The following is a 19,720-nucleotide window of genomic DNA, read 5'->3' as shown; positions in this document are numbered from 1 at the left end:
GCACTGTGGCCTCAGCCGAACGCTTCTTCTGCGCAGACAGTGCCCGCCTGCGGGGTGATCCGATGGCCGGCACGGCCCCGCGCGGATTCGTCTGGGTCCTCGTCGAATACCGGGGCAGATGGCCGGTGAACGGGTTCGAGGGGCTCGATCTCGACGCCGCGACCAAGACGGCCGTGTTCTCCGCCGCGCAGGCGGCCCGCGCACGCATACTGCTGGTCAAGCGCCCGGGCCGTCGTCGCCGCGGAGGACACGACCATTGGGCGGTGCTCCGCCGCGAGACCTCGGGCACGGTGCGTCAGCAATGGGGAACGTGGGATCGCGAGGAGGATCTGACACAGATCGTCACCGCCCTCGAGACTCCCGGCGACCTCGGCGGCCCCTCCATCCTCCTGGTCTGCGCTCACGGTCACCACGATCCGTGCTGCGCCGTGCGTGGACGGCCGGTCGCGCGCGCCCTGGCCGAGCGCTGGCCCGACCAGGTGTGGGAATGCTCGCACGTAGGCGGAGACCGGTTCGCCGCCAACGTCGTCGTCGTACCCGACGGTGTCTACTACGGCGGTCTCGACGCCGCATCGTCCGTCCTCACGATCGAAGAACACTTCTTCGACCGGATCCACCACCACCATCTACGCGGCTACACCGACATGTCTCCGCCTCAGCAGGCCGCGCTCGCTGCCACGCTCCGACGCTTCGGTCCGGCCGGGCGCAGTGATTACACGGTCGCCGAGAGTGTCCGCGAGGGTGATCTCTGGCGGATCCGGCTCGCCGGTCGTGCACCACACCCGGAGCGTGTCGACGTCGAACTGCGGGCCCATCGCACTCCCCCGTGCCGATTGACCTGCCGTGGAGCGCCGACGGCTTCGGTCATGGTCTATGAACCCACCTCGGTCCGCACGCTGTGAGCACACGGCCGCGCGGACGGCTTCAGATCGTCACCCCAGCTCTTCCTCTGCCTTCGCGAGGGCCGCGAACTCCTCGTCCGGGGAGTTCGCGACGAGGTGGTGACGGCTGTAGAGACCGAAGTAGGCCATGAATGCCGCAAACGCGGCGAACGTCCACAGAGCCGCGACGGGATCGACGAGGAAGGTCGCCACCACAGCGGCGGCAGCGATCACCAACGCGAACGATGTCGTGACGACACCACCGGGCGTGCGGTACGGACGCGGCATCTCGGGCTCACGCACGCGCAGCACGATGTGGCTGACCATCATGAGCACGTAGCTGACGGCGGCACCGAAGACCGCCATGTTGAGGAGCATCGCGCCCTCACCGGTCAGCGACAGGACGAAGCCGATCACGCCGGGCACGATCAACGCGAGTATGGGGGCCTTGCGCGAATTCGTCACCGACAGGCTCGTCGGCAGGTAGCCGGCGCGGGACAACGCGAAGGTCTGCCGCGAATACGCGTACATGATGGAGAAGAAGCTGGCGATCAGCCCGGCGAGCCCGATGTAGTTGACGACCTTGGCCGAGGTCCCGTCGCCCAGCGCCTCGACGAGGGGGTTGCCCGAGGTCGACAATCCCTCGGCACCCAACGCACCGGTCGCCAGGAACAGCACGGTCGCTCCGGTCACCAGGAGCACCAGCATGCTGGAGATGATGCCGCGGGGCACGTTCTTCTCCGGCTCGCGCGCTTCCTCCGCAGCGAGAGGAACGCCCTCGATCGCCAGGAAGAACCAGATCGCGAACGGAACTGCGGCCCAGATACCGAAGTAGCCGAACGGCAGGAAGCCCGAGGCACCGACGGCATCGGTCGGCGTGATGTCCGTGAGATTGTCGGACTCGAACAGTCCCACCGCGGAGATTGCGAAGATCACGACTCCGACGAGTGCGATGGCGGTGATGACGAACATCGCCTTGAGCGCTTCGCCCGCACCGGTGAGGTGGATGCCGATGAAAATGGCATAGACAGCGAGGTAGATCCACCATCCGTCGGTGATCCCGAAGATGTTCAACGATTCGACATAACTGCCGATGAACGTCGCGATGGCCGCAGGTGCGATAGCGTACTCGATGAGAATGGCCGTGCCGGTCGCGAATCCACCCCATGGTCCGAGCGCCCGGCGAGCGAAGGTGTATCCGCCCCCTGCGGCCGGAAGGGCCGACGACAATTCCGCCATTCCGAGCACCATCGCGAAGTACATGCCCGCGATGACCACGCCTGCGATCAGCAGGCCGCCGAATCCACCTTCGGCGAGTCCGTTGTTCCATCCCGCGTAGTCACCGGAGATGACGTAACTGACACCGAGTCCCGCAAGGAGCACCCACCCTGCGGTTCCTCTACGAAGTGAACGTTTTTCGAGGTATTCGCTCTTCTCAGCGTGGAAGTCGGCGCCGTCATGGTGCTTACGGGTCCTCGAACTCTTCGATGGTTCTACGACTGACATTCCGTCTCCCTGAGGCGATCGGTTCGTACGGCGGCGTCACGCTGCCGAGGTGGTGGAACGTCACGCGAGCCGCTGCCGGTGTTCATGAGCTCCCCCCCCGGGGGCTCGTGGAGGATCGCGCAACGAGATGTAGTGCAGCCGTGTAACTCGGATGATCCAGCATCCTCCCGGGCGAACAGGGTGTCTGTTCGTTTCTCGAGTATCGGAAAGGACTGTTGCAGCTCCGTTGCGGGCCTGTAATGGAATGGGTCGATCCGCTCGCACGGATCCCGGCCGTGTCGTCAGCGCCTCGGACGGTCCAACCGCGAATACCCGAACTGCAGTGGGTAGCCTGCGGGCGGTTCCCTACCAACCGACGACACGTGGAGGATTCGAAGTGACTGCGCTGCTGCTGGCGGTGTCGATCGTGGCTGCGGCCGCGTTCGGATGGGGCGCCTCGGTGGTGTACCGGGCTCATCGAAGTGTCGTGCGCCGATCCGAGGGCCCGCTCTCGGCCACGGGGCGTACCCGGTTGAAAACCGGCCGAAATGTTGCGGTCGTCGGGCTGGTCGTCGGAGCTCCGAGTCTGGCGATCATGCTCCTGCCGACCATGGACAAGGTGGTCGTGGTAGTAGTTGTTGCGCTCTTGCTGCCCGGCTTGTTCCATCTGACTCGCGAGACCCTCGCCTACCCGGTGAACGAGCGCTGAGACTGCAAAGACGTACGTCGGTTTCCGGTGTCCACACCCGTGATGGTGACAACCGAGGCTCACCATCACCCTTCGGATTCGACGACCGAGTGCGATTTCGCGTCCGAGAATGCGGTTGCTCGGTCCGATGCTGCTCCCTAGGGTGACCCGCATGGCGTCGGTCAGGCAGGTACAGGTCACCTTCGATTCCGTCGAACCCGAGCGACTCGCGTATTTCTGGTGCGAGGTTCTCGGCTACGAGGTGCCCACGCCACCCGACGGGTTCGCGCCATGGACCGACTACGACGCAAGCCTGCCCGCAGAGTCGCAGGGCCGCGCGTTCGTGTGCGCCGATCCGACCGGCGCCGGTCCGCGGTTGCACTTCCAGCGGGTATCCGAGGAGAAGGTTGTGAAGAATCGGGTGCATCTCGATGTGCGCGTCGGCACAGACTTGGAGGGTGACGAGCGACTGTCTGCTCTACAAGCGGAGTCCGACCGACTGGTGGCGCTCGGCGCTGCGCAGGTGAAGGTTCTGCACGCCGATGGCGTCGACGAGTCCTGCATCGTCATGCAGGACATCGAAGGCAACGAGTTCTGTCTGGACTGAAGAACGCGTGGCAAACCGGTGCTTGTCGCGATCGAGGAACGGCGCTACACACCTACCAACCGCGTGCCACCGGCGATCGGAAGCCGCAGACGAACCTCGGTTCCCTGCGGCTCGTTCGGAGAGAACTCGATGTCGCCGCCGTGACGCTCGACGATGTGCTCCGACACGATCAAGCCGAGCCCGGAGCCGTCCTGCTTCGCGGAGAACGCCCCTGAGACGAGTTGATTTCGCGGGGCTCGTTCCATGCCTCGGCCCTCGTCGGCCACCCGGATGCATGCCCAGTCCCCATCGCGGCAGGTCGTGACCCTCAATTCCTTCGTCTCCGTTGTGGGCAGGACGATCTCGTCGATCGCGTTGAAGCACAGATTGATGATGACCTGACCGATCAACACGCTCTCCCCCTGCACAGGCAAGCTCTCGACGGTCCGATCGACCACCACCCGCACGCCCCGTTCAGCCGCGCGCAACCGAACGAAATACAGGCTCTCCTCCATCACGTCGTTGAGATCGATGGCCGACGACGTCGATTCGATGCGCCGCACATACCGTTTGACCGACGCCACGATTTCCGCAGCACGGCTCAACTGCTTCTCCGCCATGTCCAGACCGTAGGAGAGTTGATCGCGGTCGAGAGTGCCACCGGCAACGCGCCTTTGGAGACCACGCAGGTAGTTCGACGACGCCGCCAGCGGTTGCCCGAGTTCATGGGCCAGGATCATCGCCATGTCACCCATCGCGTTGTAGCGGCTCAGATACTGCAGGTTCGCTACCTGGTATTCGTGGCGCTGCTCCAACTCGACGCGGTCGGTCACGTCCCGGATCACGAGCACCCGCGAGACCATGCCGTCGTGCACCACGTCCTCGAGCTCACCGGCGAGCCAGGTGACGCGGCCGTCCGGCCTCTCGATCTTCTGCCGGATCTTCACCGATCCGGTGCCCGACGCCAGCTTCGACACCACCTGCTCGGAATCCAGCGACGGATCGCATCGACCCAGGTCCTCGAGGTGGGCCCCCATCAACCGTTCGGTGGTCGAGCCGAACAACCGCGCCGCGAGTGGTGAGATGTCGTCGATGCAGTTGCCGTCGTCGAGCACCAGGATGCCGGCCGAGGTGTGCGTCATGATCCGCTGCAACGACTGCGACACCCAGCTGAGTTCCTGCTGGATCTCCACCTCCTCGGAAATGTTGCGGAACTCGACCATCACCACCGGACCGTCCTGGAACTGCACCAGGGACGCGTTGGCGTCGGTGAGGAAGTCCACTCCGTCCTTGGTTCGATATTTCCACTGCCGCCGACTCGATCCATGTACGACCGCGGACTGCAGCCACGCCACTCCCAGTGCCCGGCGATACTGACGTTCCTGACTGCTCATGTGGTGCGCTTTGAGCGGCCGCAACTCCTCGAGCGTGAAACCGAACATCCGGCACGCAGCGGGATTGGCCCACAGGATGTTCTTCGACGCAGCCTCGTGGATCAGGATGCCGGTCTGCGTTCGCTCCGCCATCGCCTGGAAGTCACGTCGGGTAGGGAACATCGATCAACACCTCCGGGAGCAGGACGGTCCATCGTCCGACGCGCAACGTCGTCACCGCCATTGGGAATTACTTTATGGCCTCGGGAGAAAGTCCCGATACCGCCGTAACCGGCTCGTCCATAGCGTGTTCATCAGCGCGAACACGTACCGAAACGGAGACGGCATGACCATCCCCAGCACGACCGAACGGATCGAGGCAGCGCCGGCGGGTCCGGCGCGGGATCGCGCGTTCGAGCACGCGCTCGAAGTGCTCCGCGACCGGCGCGACGAGTTCGACCAGCAACGCTTCGTACCCCCCGACTACATCGCATTGCTCAAACGGGCCGGACTGTACCGGGCATCCACGCCGGCACAGTTCGGTGGCGAACCGATGGCGCCGTCGTCCTTCATGCACCTCGTCGAACGGATCTCTGCGATCGATCCGGCCACGGGCTGGGTCGCCAGCTTCGGATCGTCGCTGGTGTACTTCTCCGCTCTCCCGGTCGCGACCCAGGCGAAGATTTACGCCGACGGCCCCGACATCGCCTACGCCGGCGGCTTGTTCCCCATGCAGGAAGCCGAGAAGGTCGACGGTGGCTATCTGTGCAGCGGGCTGTGGCAGTTCGCGAGCGGCTGCCGAGGCGCCGACATCCTCGGGATCGGTCTCGCCGGCGGCCCGGACACCAACGGCATGCCTCTCACCGCGCTGGTGAATCCAGCGGACGTCGAGATCGTCGAGAACTGGGACGTGGCGGGCATGGCAGCCACCGGCTCCCACTCGATACGCGCTGACCAACTCTTCGTGCCCGAGGAGATGACCTTCGTCCGCGGCGGCGCACCGAAAGTCGACGAACCGATCACCCGCTATCCGATGCTTCCCTACGCCGCGCAGGTGCTCGCGGTGGTCACGCTCGGAGCAGCGCGCGGTGCCCTCGACTACGTGCAGGAGGTCGGTGCAGCGCGCTCCAGCATCACCGGCGGTGCCGCCAAGGGCAACCGTCCCGCCTACAAGATCGGTCTGGCCAGGGCCGAGGCCGATCTGCGGTCGGCACGTGCATTCTTCTACGAGGTCACCGACGAAGTGTGGAGTCTTGCGCTTGCGGGCGATCCGATCTCCGACGAACACAGGGCGATGCTCCGCTTGGCAGCGACACATGCCGCGCATGTCGGTCGCACCGTGGTGCTGTCGGCCTTCGATCTCGCCGGCACCGGCGCGATCTACGACAGTCATCCTCTCCAGCGATATCTGCAGGATGCGCTCGTTCCTGCCCAGCACGCCATGTTGCAGACCAACACGTTCGAGGCCGCCGGTTCGATTCTGCTCGGTCTCGACTCCGGTATCCCCAGCTTCCCCTGATCGCCTCTCCGACCGTGCGAGCCCGCAAGGCTCACCCGACCGAAAGGACACCTGTCGTGCCCGAACCATTGCGCACCTTGTTCTGCATCGGCAACAACCAGAACTTCTTCGATCTCCCCAAGGCGGAGATCGGCCCGGTCTGGGTCGGCATCTCCACTATGCTCTCCGATCTCAAGCGCATGGACGGCGTCGACATCATCGGCACCTTCGACGACGACGCCCACATGGTCGGACCGTCCGATGGGTGGCCGTGGACGTGCTACGTCCTCGCGGACGTCAAAGACCAGGAGACAGTGAAGAACGCGTGCAACCTGTTACGCACCACCATGATCGGTGAGTTTGCATTGTGGAGGTATTTCAAGATCGAAGCTCGTATGGGTCGTGAGCTGACCATTCGGGACGACGTGGACGTGTAGACGTGACCGACATGTCGGACCGACTTTCCGCGCTCGAAGTCAAGGACGCCGCCCGGTCATGCCTGATGCGCTACATGGACCTGTGCGACGTCCCCGGTTCCCTGGAGCATCCCGAACAGATCGGCTCGCTGTTCACCGGCGATGCGACTTGGGAAGGCATCGGATCGGAGTACACAGACAAGTTCGGGATCGCTCACGGGCGCGAGGACATCGTCGCTCTGGTCTCTCGATATCTTCCACCAGCCGAACATTTCGTTCGCAACACGCATCTGCTCGGCAGCGAACGGATCCGGGCCGAGCGCGACACTGCTCACGGTCGATGGATCATGCAACAACTGTCGCTGTACACGGACGGCACGGCCGAACTGCTGTGTGCCCGACTCGAGATCGATTTCGAGATCACCCGCTCGGCGGACATCACGGCCCGCATACACCGATTCCGCACCCAGCGCATGTTCGCGGCACCCCTGCCCATCGACGCGATGAGTCATCTGCACTGATGCGGATACCCGCACGTGACGAGTTCGAAGGAAGCAAACACATGACGACGATCGAACATTCGATCCAGAACAATTACGGGGATCTCGTCGGCACCGATCGGGTCGCCGGACGGCTCTACACGGACCCGGAGATCTTCCGTGTCGAGATGGAGAAGATCTTCTACCGCACGTGGGTGTGGGTCGCGCACGAGAGCGAGATCCCCGAGCCCGGTTCGTTCAAGACCACTCAGGTCGGGGATCAGCCGGTGATCGTCACTCGTGACCGCAAGGGAAACTTCAACACTCTCCTGAACCGCTGCCGGCACCGCGGCGCGACCGTCTGCGACCAGCGCAGCGGCAAGGCCAACGGCTTCACGTGCCCGTACCACAACTGGTCCTACGCTCTCGACGGTCGATTGCGCGGTATCCCCTATCCGGACGGCTACGAGGGAGTCATCGACAAGAAGGACTTCCCCCTCCAGACGCTGCGCACCGAGAGCTACCTGGGCATGATCTGGGCGACCTTCAACCAGGACGCCGAACCCCTCGAGGATTTCCTCGGTGACGCCAAGCTCTGGATGGAGCGTTTCTTCAAGCAGAGCAACGGACTGCCGACCAAGGTGCTCGGCGTCCACAAGTTCCGCTTCAAAGGCAACTGGAAGATCCAACTGGAGAACACCACGGACGGCTACCACTTCCCGATGGTGCACAAGTCATGGATGGCCTCCGTCGACGCGGAAACCGCCGACATGATGTCGTTCATGGACGATCCGGCCGCCGAGACACATTCGCTCGGCAACGGACACAGCGTCGCGATCATGGCCGCTGCCCACGTCGACCTCGATATCGACGACGGCACCGAGGAAATCCAGCCGCGCTTCCAGCATCTCGTCGACGAACTCACCGAGGCCGGGGAGAGTCCGGAGCGGATCCGTCGCTACATGCGCTCGATGCACGGCTGCGGGTTCAACCTCAACACTTTTCCGAATGTGGCGATGTCCTCGTCGTTCTTCCGGGTCTTGATTCCCATCTCCGTCGACGAGACCGAGATCTGGCACATGGCCATCGGCATGGACGGCGGCCCTGAATCCGTCAACCGGGAGCGTCTGCGTATTCACGAGCACTTCCAGGGCCCGTTCGGCTTCGGCAGCCCCGACGATGCGGAGGGTTGGACCCGGGTCCAGATCGGCGCCGGTGGCAATCCCGACATGCCCATCCTCGTCAACCGCGGCGAGGGGCGCGAATACCTCACCGAAGAAGGTTGGCCCACTTCACATGTCACCGACGAGACAGGAATGCGCGAGGCCTACGCAATGTGGAAGAAGCTGATGAGCGATGACTGACCTGAGCCTGACCGATCCCCGCGTGTTGCGTGCCATAGAACTGGTGTGGAAGGAGGCCGAAGCCCTCGACGCGAAGGACTACAAGTCCTGGGAACAGATGTACACCGATGATGGCATCTACGTGATCCCCATCGACCCGGACACGGATGACTTCGCGTCCTCGCTCAACATGGTCTACGACGATGCACGGATGCGCCGACTGCGCGTCCAACGCATGCTCCAGGGTTACTCGCCGTCCGCGGTCGCCGCAGCACGCACCGTCCGCGTGATCTCCCGCTTCACCGTGCAGGAGCGCACCGATACCTCGGTCACCCTCCGCTCGGCGCAGATCGTCAATGCCTTCAAACGCAACGAGTTCTTGACCCTCGGCGCGGATCTGACGCACACGATCGTGTTCGACGACGAGGGCGACGACAAGATCGCGCTCAAGGTGGTCCGTCTGATCGACAGTGAGGACGCGGTCAGTGCGTCCGGTTATCTGCTCTGAGAGGCCACCATGAATCCTCATGCCCCGCGTATCGCGGTCGTCACCGGAGCCGCCGGCGGAATGGGCACCGCCATCGCCCGTAAACTGCATACCGACGGCCGGCGGGTGCTCCTCGCCGACCTCGACACCGCCGCGGTCGACGCCCTCGCGGCGGAACTGTCCCCCGACGGGTCCACAGCCCGCGGCATCAAGTTGGACGTCGGCCGCAAGGCGGCCTTCGAGGAAGGCCTCGCAGTCTGTGAAGACCTGTGGGGCACGCCCACCATCGTCGTCAACAACGCAGCGGTCACCCGCGCGGCCGACCTGATGACACTCGGTGAAGACGAGTTCACGGACGTGCTCACCACGAACGTCAACAGCGTCTTCTTCGGCTGTCAGGTGTTCGGAGCGGCGATGGCCGACAAGGGATTCGGTCGCATCGTCAACATGGCTTCGCTCGCGGGCCAGAACGGCGGCACCGCCACCGGCGGGCACTACGCGGCGTCGAAGGGCGCGATCCTGACCGCCACCAAGATCTTCGCGCGAGAACTCGCCGCGCGAGGCGTGACGGTCAACGCGATCTCCCCGGGCCCACACGATCTGCCGGTCGTCCGCAAGACGGTTCCGGCCGACAAACTCGACGGCATCGTTGCCGGCATTCCGGTCGGGCGACTCGGCAGTGCATCGTTCGTCGCTGACACCGTCGCGCTGTTGATCTCCGACGACGCTTTCTTCGTCACCGGTGCCTGCTGGGACATCAACGGCGGCCTGTACCTGCGCTGAGCGTTCCATCCCTATCGGCCCGCACCCGTCGCTACACGAGGAGAACCTGACATGACACTCATCGACGTCATCGTCTCCGACATCACCCAGGAAACACCGACCGTCAAGTCGATCACGCTCGTGAAGGCGGACGGGTCACCGCTGGGTCCGTACCTGCCGGGCGCACACATCGACGTCGAGGGCCCGACAGCGATCACACGTCAGTACTCGCTGTGCAGCACCCCGGACGCACCGGACTCGTTCGTCTTCGCCGTCAAGAAGGAGGCGAACTCACGCGGTGGATCCGCTGCCCTGCACGAACTCTCTGTCGGCGACACCCTCCGCATCAGCACACCTCGGAACCTGCTCGCCATCGCCGAAGAGGCACAGCACCACGTGCTCGTCGCCGCCGGCATCGGCATCACTCCGATGCTGAGTATGGCCCGCTACATGGACGTTCACGGCATCAGCTTCGAACTGCACTACTTCGCCCGCACCGAATCCGAAGCGGCATTCCTGCCGCTGCTGAACGACCGCTGCCCGGACAAGCTGCATCAGCATCTCGGAGTGACGCGCGAGGCCCAGGAGCATGTCCTGAAGGACGAATTCGCCGAATTGCCTCCACACACTCACATCTATACGTGCGGACCGGCGGGGTTCATGGACAAGGTCGTTGCCGTCGCGCGTGAGCACGTCTCCCCCGACGCCATCCACATCGAGAACTTCCACGCCTCGGAGCAACCCGACGCGTCGGCGAACGCCGCATTCGAAGTCGAGCTGGACGGAGAGACCTATCGGATTCCGGCCGATAAGAGCATCGTCGAGGTCCTCCAGGACAACGGTTGCGACGTCGACACCTCCTGCCAGGAAGGCATCTGCGGAACGTGCATCATGCAGGTCCTGGAGGGTTCGCCCGAACACCGCGACAACGTGCTCACCCGTGCCGAGAAGGAATCCGGGGAAGTCATGGCAGTGTGCGTGTCGCGCACGAGAGGGCAGCGACTCGTCCTCGACTACTACTGATCGACCGTGGTCAGGCTTCGTTCGGGACCTCTACGCCGTAGCGGAGGAGGTCCCGAACGAAGGTGCCGATGCTGTCGGAGTCGGTCTTGCTCTTGATCCGAGCCCGATGGACATCGACGGTCTTCACGCTCATCCCCAGCTTGCGGGCGATATTCTGGCTCGGCAGGCCTTCGACGACCAAGGCCAGGATCTGCCGCTCACGCGGCGTCAGCCCCTGGAGTTTCTCCCGCAGCGCTACGCGTGCAGCATGCTCCGCGAAACGCGTCCGAGCGCGCTCGACGCCGGACTGAACCGCGTCGAGCAGCCGTTGCGGATCGTACGGCTTCTCCAGGAAATCCATGGCGCCCTTCTGTAGCGTCGAGACGGACATCCTGATGTCGCCGTGCGCCGAGACGAAGATGATCACCACATGCGGCGCGAACTCGTTGATCCGCTCCTGCAACCTCGTGCCGCTCATGCCCGGCATGCGCACATCGAGCACGATGCAAGCGGGATGCGTGCCGTCGTAGGCATCGAGGAAGACATCGGCACTGTGGCAGATGACCGGTCGGATGCCGATGCTCTCCAGAATCCAGTCGACGGAATCGCACAACGCTGGATCGTCGTCGACGACGTACACGGTGGCCTCGGACGCCGGCGCATCGTTGCCGGTCACATGCTCGGCCATGTCAGCTGTCCGCATCCCACGCTGCTTCGGCAGTCCAGTACGGAGCCCCGACTGCGCTTGTCTTCGGCTCCCAGTCGGTGGTGCGGCGGAGCAGGGGTTCTTCACGACGGATCGATACGTCGGCCGCTTCCGGTCCATCCGCATCCACGGTCCAATGCACCCAGTTGACCTCGCGTCCGTACTCGTCGTGGACGAACAGGTCGACGTGATGCCATCCGTAGTTGAAGGTGTCCTCGTAGCAGGTGAGGAACATCCGATGGTGATTGACCGGGCGCGGTTTCAGCATCGAGAATTCTCCAGTCGTCATCAGGGGCATGGTCTTCGAATTACTCGTCCAGCGGGGGACTTTCGCGGAGAATTGCTTCGAGTCTCTCCCCGACCTCGAACAGGTCATCCTCCCTACCCGGCAGGCCGACGAGCTGTATTCCGAGCGGCAGTCCCGCAGTGGTGCGCGCTCCGGGCACAATCACCACGGGTAGGCCCAGCAACTGCCACGGGCGGCTGAGGATCGGCGAACCGGTCGCCGACAATCCCTTCGGTGCAGGTCCGGTCGCGGCAGGACCGACGATGAGGGATGATCCGTCGAGTATCTCGCCCAACAACTCCCGCGAGCGATCCCGTCGGATCAACGCAGCCGTGTGGTCGGAGACCGAGATTGTCTGTCCCTGCTGCAGCAGATCTCGGATCTGCGGGCTCAGATCGTCCCGCTGCCGTTCGAACTCACGAGCTCGGGTGCGTGCGGCCTCGAAGGCCATGATCGTCGCGTGGTCCTCGGCGAGAGTCTGCACGTGGTCGTCCCAGTCGAGCATTTCCGAATGCAGGCCCAGTCCGGCCAGAACAGACGGAAGACGGCCCAGCAGAGCGATCATCGGAGGGTCGAGATATCCGAGATAGCTTCCGCCCCAGACGAACGCACATTCCGGAAGACCGGACTGAACAGCGGCGGCTGAGCCGAGGAACGCATCGTGGACGTAACGCAGATCGGCGACGGTGCGGGTGAGCAGCCCCAGGGAATCGAGGGAGTCGCTCAGGCCGACAATTCCTGCCATCTCGGTACTGCCGTGGGCGAGAACCAGTCCGGCCGTGCCGCAATAGGACGCCGGTCGGGTCAGGGAACCCGCGGTCTGGGTACCGAGCGCCAACGGCACGGTGCCAGCACCGACCGCGGCGGCGGACCCGCTCGACGATCCTCCGGGCGTGTGCTCGGGTGCATGAGGATTGCGTGTGGGACCCGGACGGAAGTAACCGAACTCGGTCGTGACGGTCTTACCTTGGACGACGGCGCCGAGCGAACGCAATCGTTCCACGCAGGGCGCGTCCGCGACAGCTGCCGCGGCGGATGTGACCGGCGATCCCGCACGGGTCGGCATGCCGGCGACGTCGATCAGGTCCTTCACACCGACGGAAATCCCTCGCAAAGGCAGGTCTCGGCGGTCGGCATCGATCGTCGCGACGTCCTCGGCAGTAGTGCTCGACATTTGCACCCACGCCTGCAGTACGGGTTCCTGAGCGTCGATTGCCGTTCTGGCTCGGGACACGAGTTCCGTCGCCGTCGTCGAACCGGTCCGGACCGACCTCACCTGATCTTCGATGGACACGTCAACCACGGGCGCGTTCACATCATCCTCCTGCAGTCGCTGACCTCCCCATTCTGCCCAGGAAAAGGACGTACCGACAGTAAAGGTTTCCCTCCTACCCGAGTGACGCAAGGCGACATAGGTTTTCCACACCGTTGGGCTTCCGATCACCAACGGAGCACTCGCCGCTCACTCCAGCCCCATTCCCAGCCCACAAGAAAGGCGGCCTCTCATGGCTTCGACCGTGGCGCCGGACAAGATCATCGATCCTTCCGATCCGAAGGCATCGAAGAAGATCGACTTCGGCAGAATGAACCGCAAGGCCTGGTTGATCACTGCACTCCTCGTTCTTTTTCAGATCGTCGCGTTCGCCGACAAGGCCGTACTCGGACTCGTTGCGTCAGAGGCGATCCCGGACCTGGGAATCTCGGCCGTCGAGTTCGGTTTCATCGGCAGTGCGTTCTTCTTCCTCTACGCCGTGGTCTCGGTCGTTACCGGATTTCTCGCAGCGCGGTTCTCGGTGCGGTGGATCATCCTGACGATGGGCGTCGTGTGGGCCGTGATGCAGTTCCCCATGCTGCTCGGTGGCGGCGCCGCGATTCTTCTGGTCACCCGCATCGTTCTCGGCGGCGCCGAGGGCCCGGCCACCGCGATGTCACTGACCTCCGCCCACTCCTGGTTCGAACCCCGACGTCGCGCGCTTCCCTCCAATCTTGTCGCTGCGGGCTCGACCCTCGGTCCGGTCCTCGCCGCACCTGCCCTGGCCTGGGTCATCGGTGCTTGGGGATGGCGCTGGGCGTTCGGTGTCCTCGGTATCGTCGGTCTGGTCTGGGTGATCGCCTGGTTGATCCTGGCCGGCGACGGACCCTACGCGGGCCACGGGAAGAAGGATTCCGCTGGCAAGGATGCCCCCGAGGCGGATGCCGAGTCCGCTCACGAAATCGCCACGGATGATGTCGACAAACAACCGGCCGTCTCGCTCTGGCGGGCATTCGCGAGCTTGACTTTCCTCGCGGCGGTCATCGGCGGAGGTTCGAACTTCTGGGTGCAGGGGTTCGTGACCACCTGGCTACCCCAGTACCTGGGGACCGTGGTCGGACTTTCGTTGTCCCAGGTCGGGACGGTCACCACGATTCCCTGGATCCTGGGAGCGCTCGTGCTTCTCTTCCTCGGATTCCTCGGTCACCGACTGATGCAGCGGGGATACAACGCGCATCGGTCCATCGCGATCCCCTTCGGTATCGCAGCACTCGTTGCCGGTGTGTGCTTCATCCTGGTCCAGGCGGCCTCCGGTGTCGCCGCCGTCGCGTTGCTCTGCATCGCCGCAGGTTGCAGCCTCGCCTACCCGATGACCGCCTCAGCGCTGGCATTCGCGGTTGGCGCACGGCAGCGTCCGATCATGATGGCCACGCTGGGCGGTGTCGCGTCGATCGGCGCAATCATCTCCCCCACCCTCGTCGGATGGCTGATGACGCGCGCGGGGTACGTCTCGCCGCCCTCGGGCACGCCCCTCACCCCCGAGATGGCGAACAACATGGCCGTAGGCGTACATCAAGCCTTCACGATCACCGGTGTCGTCCTGCTCGTCGGCGGCGTGCTGTGCATCCTCTTCCTCCGCCCCGAAGCCCTCGGACGCACCCTCCAGGCGCGTCACCGCAAAGGCTGAACCGAGCCGGATCGATCGTCGTTCCGACCAAGGAGTGCTTATGTCCCTCGACACCGCCAGTATCAACAAGGGCCTGTTCCGCGAGGTGATGGGCCACTATCCCACGGGCGTTGCAGTGATCACCGGACGCGCGGCCGACGGCGAACTGCTCGCCCTCGTCGTCGGGACCTTCAGTTCGGTGTCCCTCGATCCTCCCCTGGTCTCGTTCATGCCGATGAAGACGTCCCAGACCTTCGACAAACTCCGGCGGTGCGAGTCGATATGCATCAATGTCATCGGGGGCGAGCAGGAGGATCTTGTCGCCACGATCGCCCGGCGCTGGGAGAACAAGCTCGACGGCATCGAATGGTCCACCTCTCCGTCCGGCAACCCGGTTCTCGAACAATCGGTCGCCTGGATCGACGCACGCGTGACGAACACGGTCGATGCCGGCGACCATTGGATCGTACTCTGCGCCGTGAGCGATCTGGCGGTCACCAACCCCGTGGCGCCTCTGATCTACTTCCAGGGCGGTTACGGCAGCTTCGTGAGTACGTCGCTGATCGCTCGGCTGCAGCACGAGATCACCGATTCGATCAGCGCGGCGGAGGCCCTCCGCCCGGAGGTGGAAGCGCTCGCCCACTCGATCGGTTGCGAGATCGCGCTGTATACGACGATCGGCCGGGACGAGATGGTCCGAGTGCTGTCGGCCTTCGGTCCCGGCGTGGAACAGACGAACGGACTCGCACGACGTATCCCGATCGTGCCTCCGATCGGCGACAGTATCGTCTTCGACCTGTCCGAGGACGAACAGGAACGCTGGCTGTCCAGGGCCATCGGAATCGACGAGGACACGAAGGGGGTCTACCGCCGGCGACTCGGTTTCGTACGCGCCCACGGATACGCGCTCTCGCTTCTTCCTCGAGAAGGCCGCACCGCCTACGAGACGATGTGCGAAGCGACGCGACGCTACGAATCAGGTCTGCTCACACCCATGGAGGAACGTGACATCCGGACCGTGATCCCTGGGTCGGACGTCGACTATCGCGTTGAGGAGCTCGATTCTGACGGTCGCTACGATGTCGGGTCCCTCGTCTTCCCTGTACGCGATCCGGAAGGCCGCTGCACCTCGACTTTGCGTCTGGCTCAACTCCCGCTTCGGAGCACCGGCGCGACGGTCGCTGCATGGGTTTCGCATGCCAGAAGCGTCGTCGCAGCACTCGAGGGCGATAGACACCCCCACGGTTCGTAGGCAGTCGAATGCACCTCTTGTGCCTACATCGATCTCGAGGGAACCGCTGTGGACCGCCCGACGGACGGACTGTGCGTGATCGGACAAACGATCACAGAGAAGCGGTGTGGTCCTCCACGATTCGCTCGGCAATTCGAGCGACGGTGACGTTGAGATCCTGCGACAGCGTCCGCAGCATCACGAAGGCGCGGGCGGCATCGACACCGCAGCGCTGCATCAGAAGACCTTTGGCCTGGCCGATGGTGTCTCGGGTGCCCAACGCCGAGCGCAGATGCAGCTCCGCGCGTGCAGCCGTGCGCTCGGCGGCCGCCTGCGCCGCCAGTGCGATGCCCAGCGCTACCGCGGCACCGTCGAAGGCCTGCGGTTTCGATGCGAACAGGTTCAGCGAACCGGCAATGTCGGTGCGGGTGTGGAGTTGGAAGGACAACACGCTGCCGACCCCGACCATCAGGGCTTCTTCCGTGAACTGCGGCCAGCGCATCTCGGATCGGAGGTCGCTGCTGTAGACCACGCTCGTAACTCCGGCCGCATCGATACAGGGGCCACCGGCGTCGCGTTGGATCCGACCGAGTTCCCGGGACAACGACGAGGTCGCTCCGTGGGATTCGAATGTGTCCTTGCCGATGAGGACGATGTCGGCGCACTCGACCCCCGCGATCGTGGCAGCCGCAGCCGCGGTTACTGCGCGCAACGCTTCGCCGAAATCGTGCCGTCCGCTCGGCGGTCTTCATAGATCTCCAAGGGCCTTGATCAAGATTTCGATCGATTCGGCCATGAAATGCAGCCTCTTCCGCCTGTTTCACGATGCCGCGTGTCAAGGCGAGAAAGTGTCGGGCAAGATGCCCGTACCGCCCACGCTACTCGTGATTGCCGACGTGGGGTGAGGAACACCTGCTGGGCGTCCTGCGGAGATCTCAGGACTAGGGGGTGCCGACCAGGTCCGGAGATCAGAGGGTGTGGCCGAGGATGTGGGTGAGAGCGATGAGGGCGGCGAACCAGATGAGAGTTCCGCCGAGTGTGGCGAAGTCTGTGTACATGAGTGGTGTCGAGCGTACGCCGGTTGAAGCATCAACCGGCGTATCGTTCGTCACAGCCTGTCGCGCACGCAATCGGCTTCCGCACGCGCTTACCTCCCGCGGGGAATAGACGGGGATCTGGTCGCGTTGTGCTGGGCGGATCGGGTGCATATTCGTGTCCCCCGGGCTCAACCCTTTGCCTTCACGGAAGTTCCGTTCGACTGGAGCCGTGTTGCGCCTTTCGCCGAGAGGCGACCGAACGCACCCGATCCCTTCACATTTCGTAACGCGAGTCGGCGCACTCCGCCACGCGAGCCTTCGCCACCGGATGCGCTTCCCGCACGGATGTGGCCGACCCGCCCCGGCGACCGAATACCACCGGGTTCGGCCACCGCTCCACCGGGTACCTCCGGGAGACACCGACAGGTTCGAAAGAACAGCAAGTGCAGGAGGACATGTGCCCACCAACTTGACCGCCACCGACCTTCGAGAACTCCTCGATTCGACGCTCGATGACCCGGCACTCGTTCTGGAGGAGGGACGCTTCCGCGTGGTCGGAGGTCAGGAGCTCACGGATGAGAACCGAGCGTTCCTCGTGGTCACCAGGGAAGACCTCCGCAAGCAGCTACCGCAGGATCGGGACCACGACGAGAGCGATCTGGAGCTACAGGCGGGCGTGCTCGGCTCGACCGTCGCGAACCTCGGCGGGTGATCGCCTTGTATCGGCTGCCGACCGGAACAGTAGGTGACACACTCGGAGAATGAGCGAAGAACCCACATCCGCGCCGGTCTGGAACTACCTGATGGACATGGATGGTGTTCTCGTGCACGAGGATCACCTGATCCCCGGTGCCGACGCGTTCCTGACCGAGCTCCGCGACACCGGTACGCCGTTCATGGTGCTCACCAACAATTCCATCCGCACACCCCGAGACCTGCGGGCGCGCCTGCTGCGCTCCGGCCTCGACGTGCCCGAGAGATCGATCTGGACCTCCGCGCTGGCGACGGCGACGTTCCTCGCCAATCAACGTCCCGGTGGCAGCGCTTACGTGGTGGGTGAATCCGGATTGACCACCGCGCTGCACGACATCGGCTACGTCCTCACGGACAGCGACCCGGACTACGTCGTCCTCGGTGAGACACGCACGTATTCCTTCGAGGCGATCACCACCGCGATCCGACTGGTCGAACGCGGCGCCCGGTTCATCGCGACCAATCCGGACCCGACCGGCCCGTCACGAGAGGGTTCGCTTCCTGCCACCGGGGCAGTCGCAGCGCTCATCACCCGCGCGACCGGCCGTGAGCCGTATTTCGTGGGCAAGCCGAACGCCCTGATGATGCGGTCGGCCCTGCGTGCGATCGGTGCGCACTCCGCACACACGCTGATGATCGGTGATCGCATGGACACCGACATCGTCTGCGGCCTCGAGGCCGGTCTGCAGACACTGCTGGTCCTGACCGGCATTTCGACCCGCGAGTCCGTCGAGCGGTTCCCCTACCGCCCGACCCGCGTCATCAATTCCGTTGCGGATCTCGTTGGGTCAACGGCAAATCCGTTCTGAAGAGTATCGGGGGTCCGAACTTTCGGCCGGATCCGATGAGGGTGGGCTTCTCATGCACCGAGAGCGAAGGCGACCAGGAATCCCAGCGAAGTGCAGATACCGACCCACCATCCGCCTTCTCGATAGGCTTCCGGCATCAACGAGTCGGCGATCACCGCAATGGTGGCGCCTCCGGCGAATGCCTGGATCAGCGGAATTCCCGCTTCCGGCAGAGAATCGGCGAACGCAGTGACCACCACAACCACCGCCACCAGCAGAACGGCCGTCACGCCCCAGATGAGCAGAGCAGAGCGATGCGACAGAGCCGACCGCATCGACGCCGCACCCGCCACCGCCTCGGGGATGTTGCCAACCGCCACGGCCACCAGCAACACGATTCCACCGCTGCCGGCTGCGAGAGTGGTCCCCAACGCAGCATTCTCCGGAACGCCGTCGAGGAGGGCCCCGAGCATCAGCGCCCAACCCAGGGCTGCAGGGCCGAGCATGTTCTCGATCACGCGATCGGCAACGACATAGACGACGGTTCCCAGCATCAAGGCCCCGCCGGCCGCCCACAACCCCTGGTCGGCGAAGGCCGGGGCGAACAGTTCTGTGGAGACCGCCGCCACCATGGCACCGGCGCCGAAGGCCATCAACCCCGCGAGCACCGGGCGGGGCAGGTTGTAGAGCAGGCCGATCGCAGCTCCGAGGAACAAGGGCACGGCGGTCCCCAGTCCGTACCACAGGGCCGTCAACATCGAACCGAACCCCCGCGTCGGCACCGTCCTCTACTCGTTACGCTCATGTGTACCTCTTCCGTCCCGGCGACCGGGTACCCAGGGACGTCACCACCGACCGACTCGGCAGGGTTACCTATAACGCGATGATCGACGATTCCGTCGGCAAGGACACGGTGCCCAGGCATAATTTGCTCGAATCAGCGAGTATCGGCCCACCCCATCGATGAAGCACCGAGTCCGAGCGAAGCATCGTGAAGGGCC

21 protein-coding genes are annotated in these 19,720 nt (G+C 64.3%); 14 read left to right on the top strand and 7 right to left on the bottom strand.

From position 1 onward, the window contains the following. Positions 1–5: 5 nt before the first annotated feature. Positions 6–902 (top strand): sucrase ferredoxin, encoded by an 897-nt coding sequence (locus U9J23_RS12535; RefSeq protein WP_095092030.1) that lies wholly within the window; start codon positions 6–8, stop codon positions 900–902. Positions 903–932: 30 nt separating this feature from the next. On the opposite strand, the gene eat is transcribed toward U9J23_RS12535, so the two are convergent. After that, positions 933–2,387 (bottom strand): ethanolamine permease, encoded by a 1,455-nt coding sequence (gene eat, locus U9J23_RS12530; RefSeq protein WP_059384446.1) that lies wholly within the window; start codon positions 2,385–2,387, stop codon positions 933–935. Between the two features lie 376 nt (positions 2,388–2,763). Between eat and U9J23_RS12525 the strand changes: the two genes are divergently transcribed. After that, positions 2,764–3,075, top strand: a complete 312-nt coding sequence (locus tag U9J23_RS12525; protein ID WP_059384445.1) for a hypothetical protein — start codon at positions 2,764–2,766, stop codon at positions 3,073–3,075. Between the two features lie 109 nt (positions 3,076–3,184). After that, the gene (locus tag U9J23_RS12520; protein ID WP_222430829.1) at positions 3,185–3,661 is read left to right on the top strand and encodes a VOC family protein; all 477 of its coding nucleotides are present in this window, start codon (positions 3,185–3,187) and stop codon (positions 3,659–3,661) included. Positions 3,662–3,705: 44 nt separating this feature from the next. Here U9J23_RS12520 and U9J23_RS12515 read toward each other — a convergent pair whose 3' ends face one another. Then, positions 3,706–5,196, bottom strand: coding sequence for a PAS domain S-box protein (locus U9J23_RS12515; RefSeq protein WP_024101000.1), 1,491 nt, complete (start codon positions 5,194–5,196; stop codon positions 3,706–3,708). Between the two features lie 163 nt (positions 5,197–5,359). Here U9J23_RS12515 and U9J23_RS12510 point away from each other — a divergent pair, with 163 nt between their 5' ends. From U9J23_RS12510 to U9J23_RS12480, 7 genes are read left to right on the top strand one after another with little or no spacing between them, the layout of a single operon-like run. Beyond that, the gene (locus U9J23_RS12510) at positions 5,360–6,532 is read left to right on the top strand and encodes an acyl-CoA dehydrogenase family protein (RefSeq protein WP_024100999.1); all 1,173 of its coding nucleotides are present in this window, start codon (positions 5,360–5,362) and stop codon (positions 6,530–6,532) included. 56 nt (positions 6,533–6,588) lie between these two features. Next, positions 6,589–6,948, top strand: coding sequence for a hypothetical protein (locus tag U9J23_RS12505; protein ID WP_006552110.1), 360 nt, complete (start codon positions 6,589–6,591; stop codon positions 6,946–6,948). Positions 6,949–6,950: 2 nt separating this feature from the next. After that, positions 6,951–7,448, top strand: a complete 498-nt coding sequence (locus tag U9J23_RS12500) for a nuclear transport factor 2 family protein (RefSeq protein ID WP_064255639.1) — start codon at positions 6,951–6,953, stop codon at positions 7,446–7,448. A 41-nt stretch (positions 7,449–7,489) separates the two neighbouring features. Beyond that, complete coding sequence (locus U9J23_RS12495; RefSeq protein ID WP_024100997.1) at positions 7,490–8,770, top strand: aromatic ring-hydroxylating oxygenase subunit alpha; 1,281 nt, start codon at positions 7,490–7,492, stop codon at positions 8,768–8,770. Further along, on the top strand, positions 8,763–9,257 hold the full coding sequence (locus tag U9J23_RS12490; RefSeq protein WP_145708903.1) for an aromatic-ring-hydroxylating dioxygenase subunit beta: 495 nt from the start codon (positions 8,763–8,765) through the stop codon (positions 9,255–9,257). Before U9J23_RS12495 ends, U9J23_RS12490 begins: the two co-directional genes overlap by 8 nt. 9 nt (positions 9,258–9,266) lie before the next feature. Continuing rightward, positions 9,267–10,019 (top strand): SDR family NAD(P)-dependent oxidoreductase, encoded by a 753-nt coding sequence (locus tag U9J23_RS12485; protein ID WP_145708904.1) that lies wholly within the window; start codon positions 9,267–9,269, stop codon positions 10,017–10,019. A gap of 51 nt (positions 10,020–10,070) precedes the next feature. Continuing rightward, positions 10,071–11,021 carry a PDR/VanB family oxidoreductase gene (locus tag U9J23_RS12480; RefSeq protein WP_016690745.1) on the top strand — a complete coding sequence of 317 codons (951 nt, stop codon included), beginning with the start codon at positions 10,071–10,073 and terminating at the stop codon, positions 11,019–11,021. A 10-nt stretch (positions 11,022–11,031) separates the two neighbouring features. On the opposite strand, the gene U9J23_RS12475 is transcribed toward U9J23_RS12480, so the two are convergent. From U9J23_RS12475 to U9J23_RS12465, 3 genes are read right to left on the bottom strand one after another with little or no spacing between them, the layout of a single operon-like run. Next, complete coding sequence (locus U9J23_RS12475) at positions 11,032–11,688, bottom strand: response regulator transcription factor (RefSeq protein ID WP_229579238.1); 657 nt, start codon at positions 11,686–11,688, stop codon at positions 11,032–11,034. A gap of 1 nt (position 11,689) precedes the next feature. Beyond that, positions 11,690–11,974, bottom strand: a complete 285-nt coding sequence (locus U9J23_RS12470) for a hypothetical protein (RefSeq protein ID WP_145708919.1) — start codon at positions 11,972–11,974, stop codon at positions 11,690–11,692. Positions 11,975–12,014: 40 nt separating this feature from the next. Beyond that, on the bottom strand, positions 12,015–13,307 hold the full coding sequence (locus U9J23_RS12465) for an amidase (protein WP_145708906.1): 1,293 nt from the start codon (positions 13,305–13,307) through the stop codon (positions 12,015–12,017). 190 nt (positions 13,308–13,497) lie between these two features. Between U9J23_RS12465 and U9J23_RS12460 the strand changes: the two genes are divergently transcribed. After that, positions 13,498–14,931, top strand: a complete 1,434-nt coding sequence (locus tag U9J23_RS12460) for an MFS transporter (protein ID WP_120282741.1) — start codon at positions 13,498–13,500, stop codon at positions 14,929–14,931. A gap of 40 nt (positions 14,932–14,971) precedes the next feature. Then, positions 14,972–16,162: a flavin reductase family protein gene (locus U9J23_RS12455; RefSeq protein ID WP_326598089.1), complete on the top strand. Its 1,191-nt coding sequence runs from the start codon at positions 14,972–14,974 to the stop codon at positions 16,160–16,162. Between the two features lie 91 nt (positions 16,163–16,253). Here U9J23_RS12455 and U9J23_RS27740 read toward each other — a convergent pair whose 3' ends face one another. Further along, a complete protein-coding gene (locus U9J23_RS27740) occupies positions 16,254–16,853 on the bottom strand; it encodes an ANTAR domain-containing protein (protein ID WP_016690739.1) in 600 nt (199 codons plus the stop codon). A gap of 782 nt (positions 16,854–17,635) precedes the next feature. On the opposite strand from U9J23_RS27740, the gene U9J23_RS12440 reads away from it, so the two are divergent. Beyond that, positions 17,636–17,890: a hypothetical protein gene (locus U9J23_RS12440; RefSeq protein ID WP_019289459.1), complete on the top strand. Its 255-nt coding sequence runs from the start codon at positions 17,636–17,638 to the stop codon at positions 17,888–17,890. 49 nt (positions 17,891–17,939) lie between these two features. Then, positions 17,940–18,740, top strand: a complete 801-nt coding sequence (locus U9J23_RS12435) for an HAD-IIA family hydrolase (protein ID WP_024100990.1) — start codon at positions 17,940–17,942, stop codon at positions 18,738–18,740. Between the two features lie 50 nt (positions 18,741–18,790). Here the strand turns inward: U9J23_RS12435 and U9J23_RS12430 are convergent, their stop codons facing one another. Beyond that, a complete protein-coding gene (locus tag U9J23_RS12430) occupies positions 18,791–19,477 on the bottom strand; it encodes a ZIP family metal transporter (protein WP_064255697.1) in 687 nt (228 codons plus the stop codon). Between the last annotated feature and the right edge of the window lie 243 nt (positions 19,478–19,720).

Source organism: Rhodococcus sp. PD04 (assembly GCF_035918275.1).
GTDB lineage: Bacteria > Actinomycetota > Actinomycetes > Mycobacteriales > Mycobacteriaceae > Rhodococcus > Rhodococcus rhodochrous.
This window is presented reverse-complemented; position numbering and strand designations above follow the sequence as displayed.

Coding starts and splice junctions, on each gene's coding strand:
- U9J23_RS12455 (WP_326598089.1), top strand. CDS start 14,972: ATGTCCCTCGACACCGCCAGTATCAACAAGGGCCTGTTCCGCGAGGTG.
- U9J23_RS12520 (WP_222430829.1), top strand. CDS start 3,185: ATGCGGTTGCTCGGTCCGATGCTGCTCCCTAGGGTGACCCGCATGGCG.
- U9J23_RS12515 (WP_024101000.1), bottom strand. CDS start 5,196: ATGTTCCCTACCCGACGTGACTTCCAGGCGATGGCGGAGCGAACGCAG.
- eat (WP_059384446.1), bottom strand. CDS start 2,387: ATGTCAGTCGTAGAACCATCGAAGAGTTCGAGGACCCGTAAGCACCAT.
- U9J23_RS12475 (WP_229579238.1), bottom strand. CDS start 11,688: ATGGCCGAGCATGTGACCGGCAACGATGCGCCGGCGTCCGAGGCCACC.
- U9J23_RS12435 (WP_024100990.1), top strand. CDS start 17,940: ATGAGCGAAGAACCCACATCCGCGCCGGTCTGGAACTACCTGATGGAC.
- U9J23_RS12485 (WP_145708904.1), top strand. CDS start 9,267: ATGAATCCTCATGCCCCGCGTATCGCGGTCGTCACCGGAGCCGCCGGC.
- U9J23_RS12480 (WP_016690745.1), top strand. CDS start 10,071: ATGACACTCATCGACGTCATCGTCTCCGACATCACCCAGGAAACACCG.
- U9J23_RS12495 (WP_024100997.1), top strand. CDS start 7,490: ATGACGACGATCGAACATTCGATCCAGAACAATTACGGGGATCTCGTC.
- U9J23_RS12470 (WP_145708919.1), bottom strand. CDS start 11,974: ATGCTGAAACCGCGCCCGGTCAATCACCATCGGATGTTCCTCACCTGC.
- U9J23_RS12460 (WP_120282741.1), top strand. CDS start 13,498: ATGGCTTCGACCGTGGCGCCGGACAAGATCATCGATCCTTCCGATCCG.
- U9J23_RS12510 (WP_024100999.1), top strand. CDS start 5,360: ATGACCATCCCCAGCACGACCGAACGGATCGAGGCAGCGCCGGCGGGT.
- U9J23_RS12430 (WP_064255697.1), bottom strand. CDS start 19,477: ATGTTGACGGCCCTGTGGTACGGACTGGGGACCGCCGTGCCCTTGTTC.
- U9J23_RS12490 (WP_145708903.1), top strand. CDS start 8,763: ATGACTGACCTGAGCCTGACCGATCCCCGCGTGTTGCGTGCCATAGAA.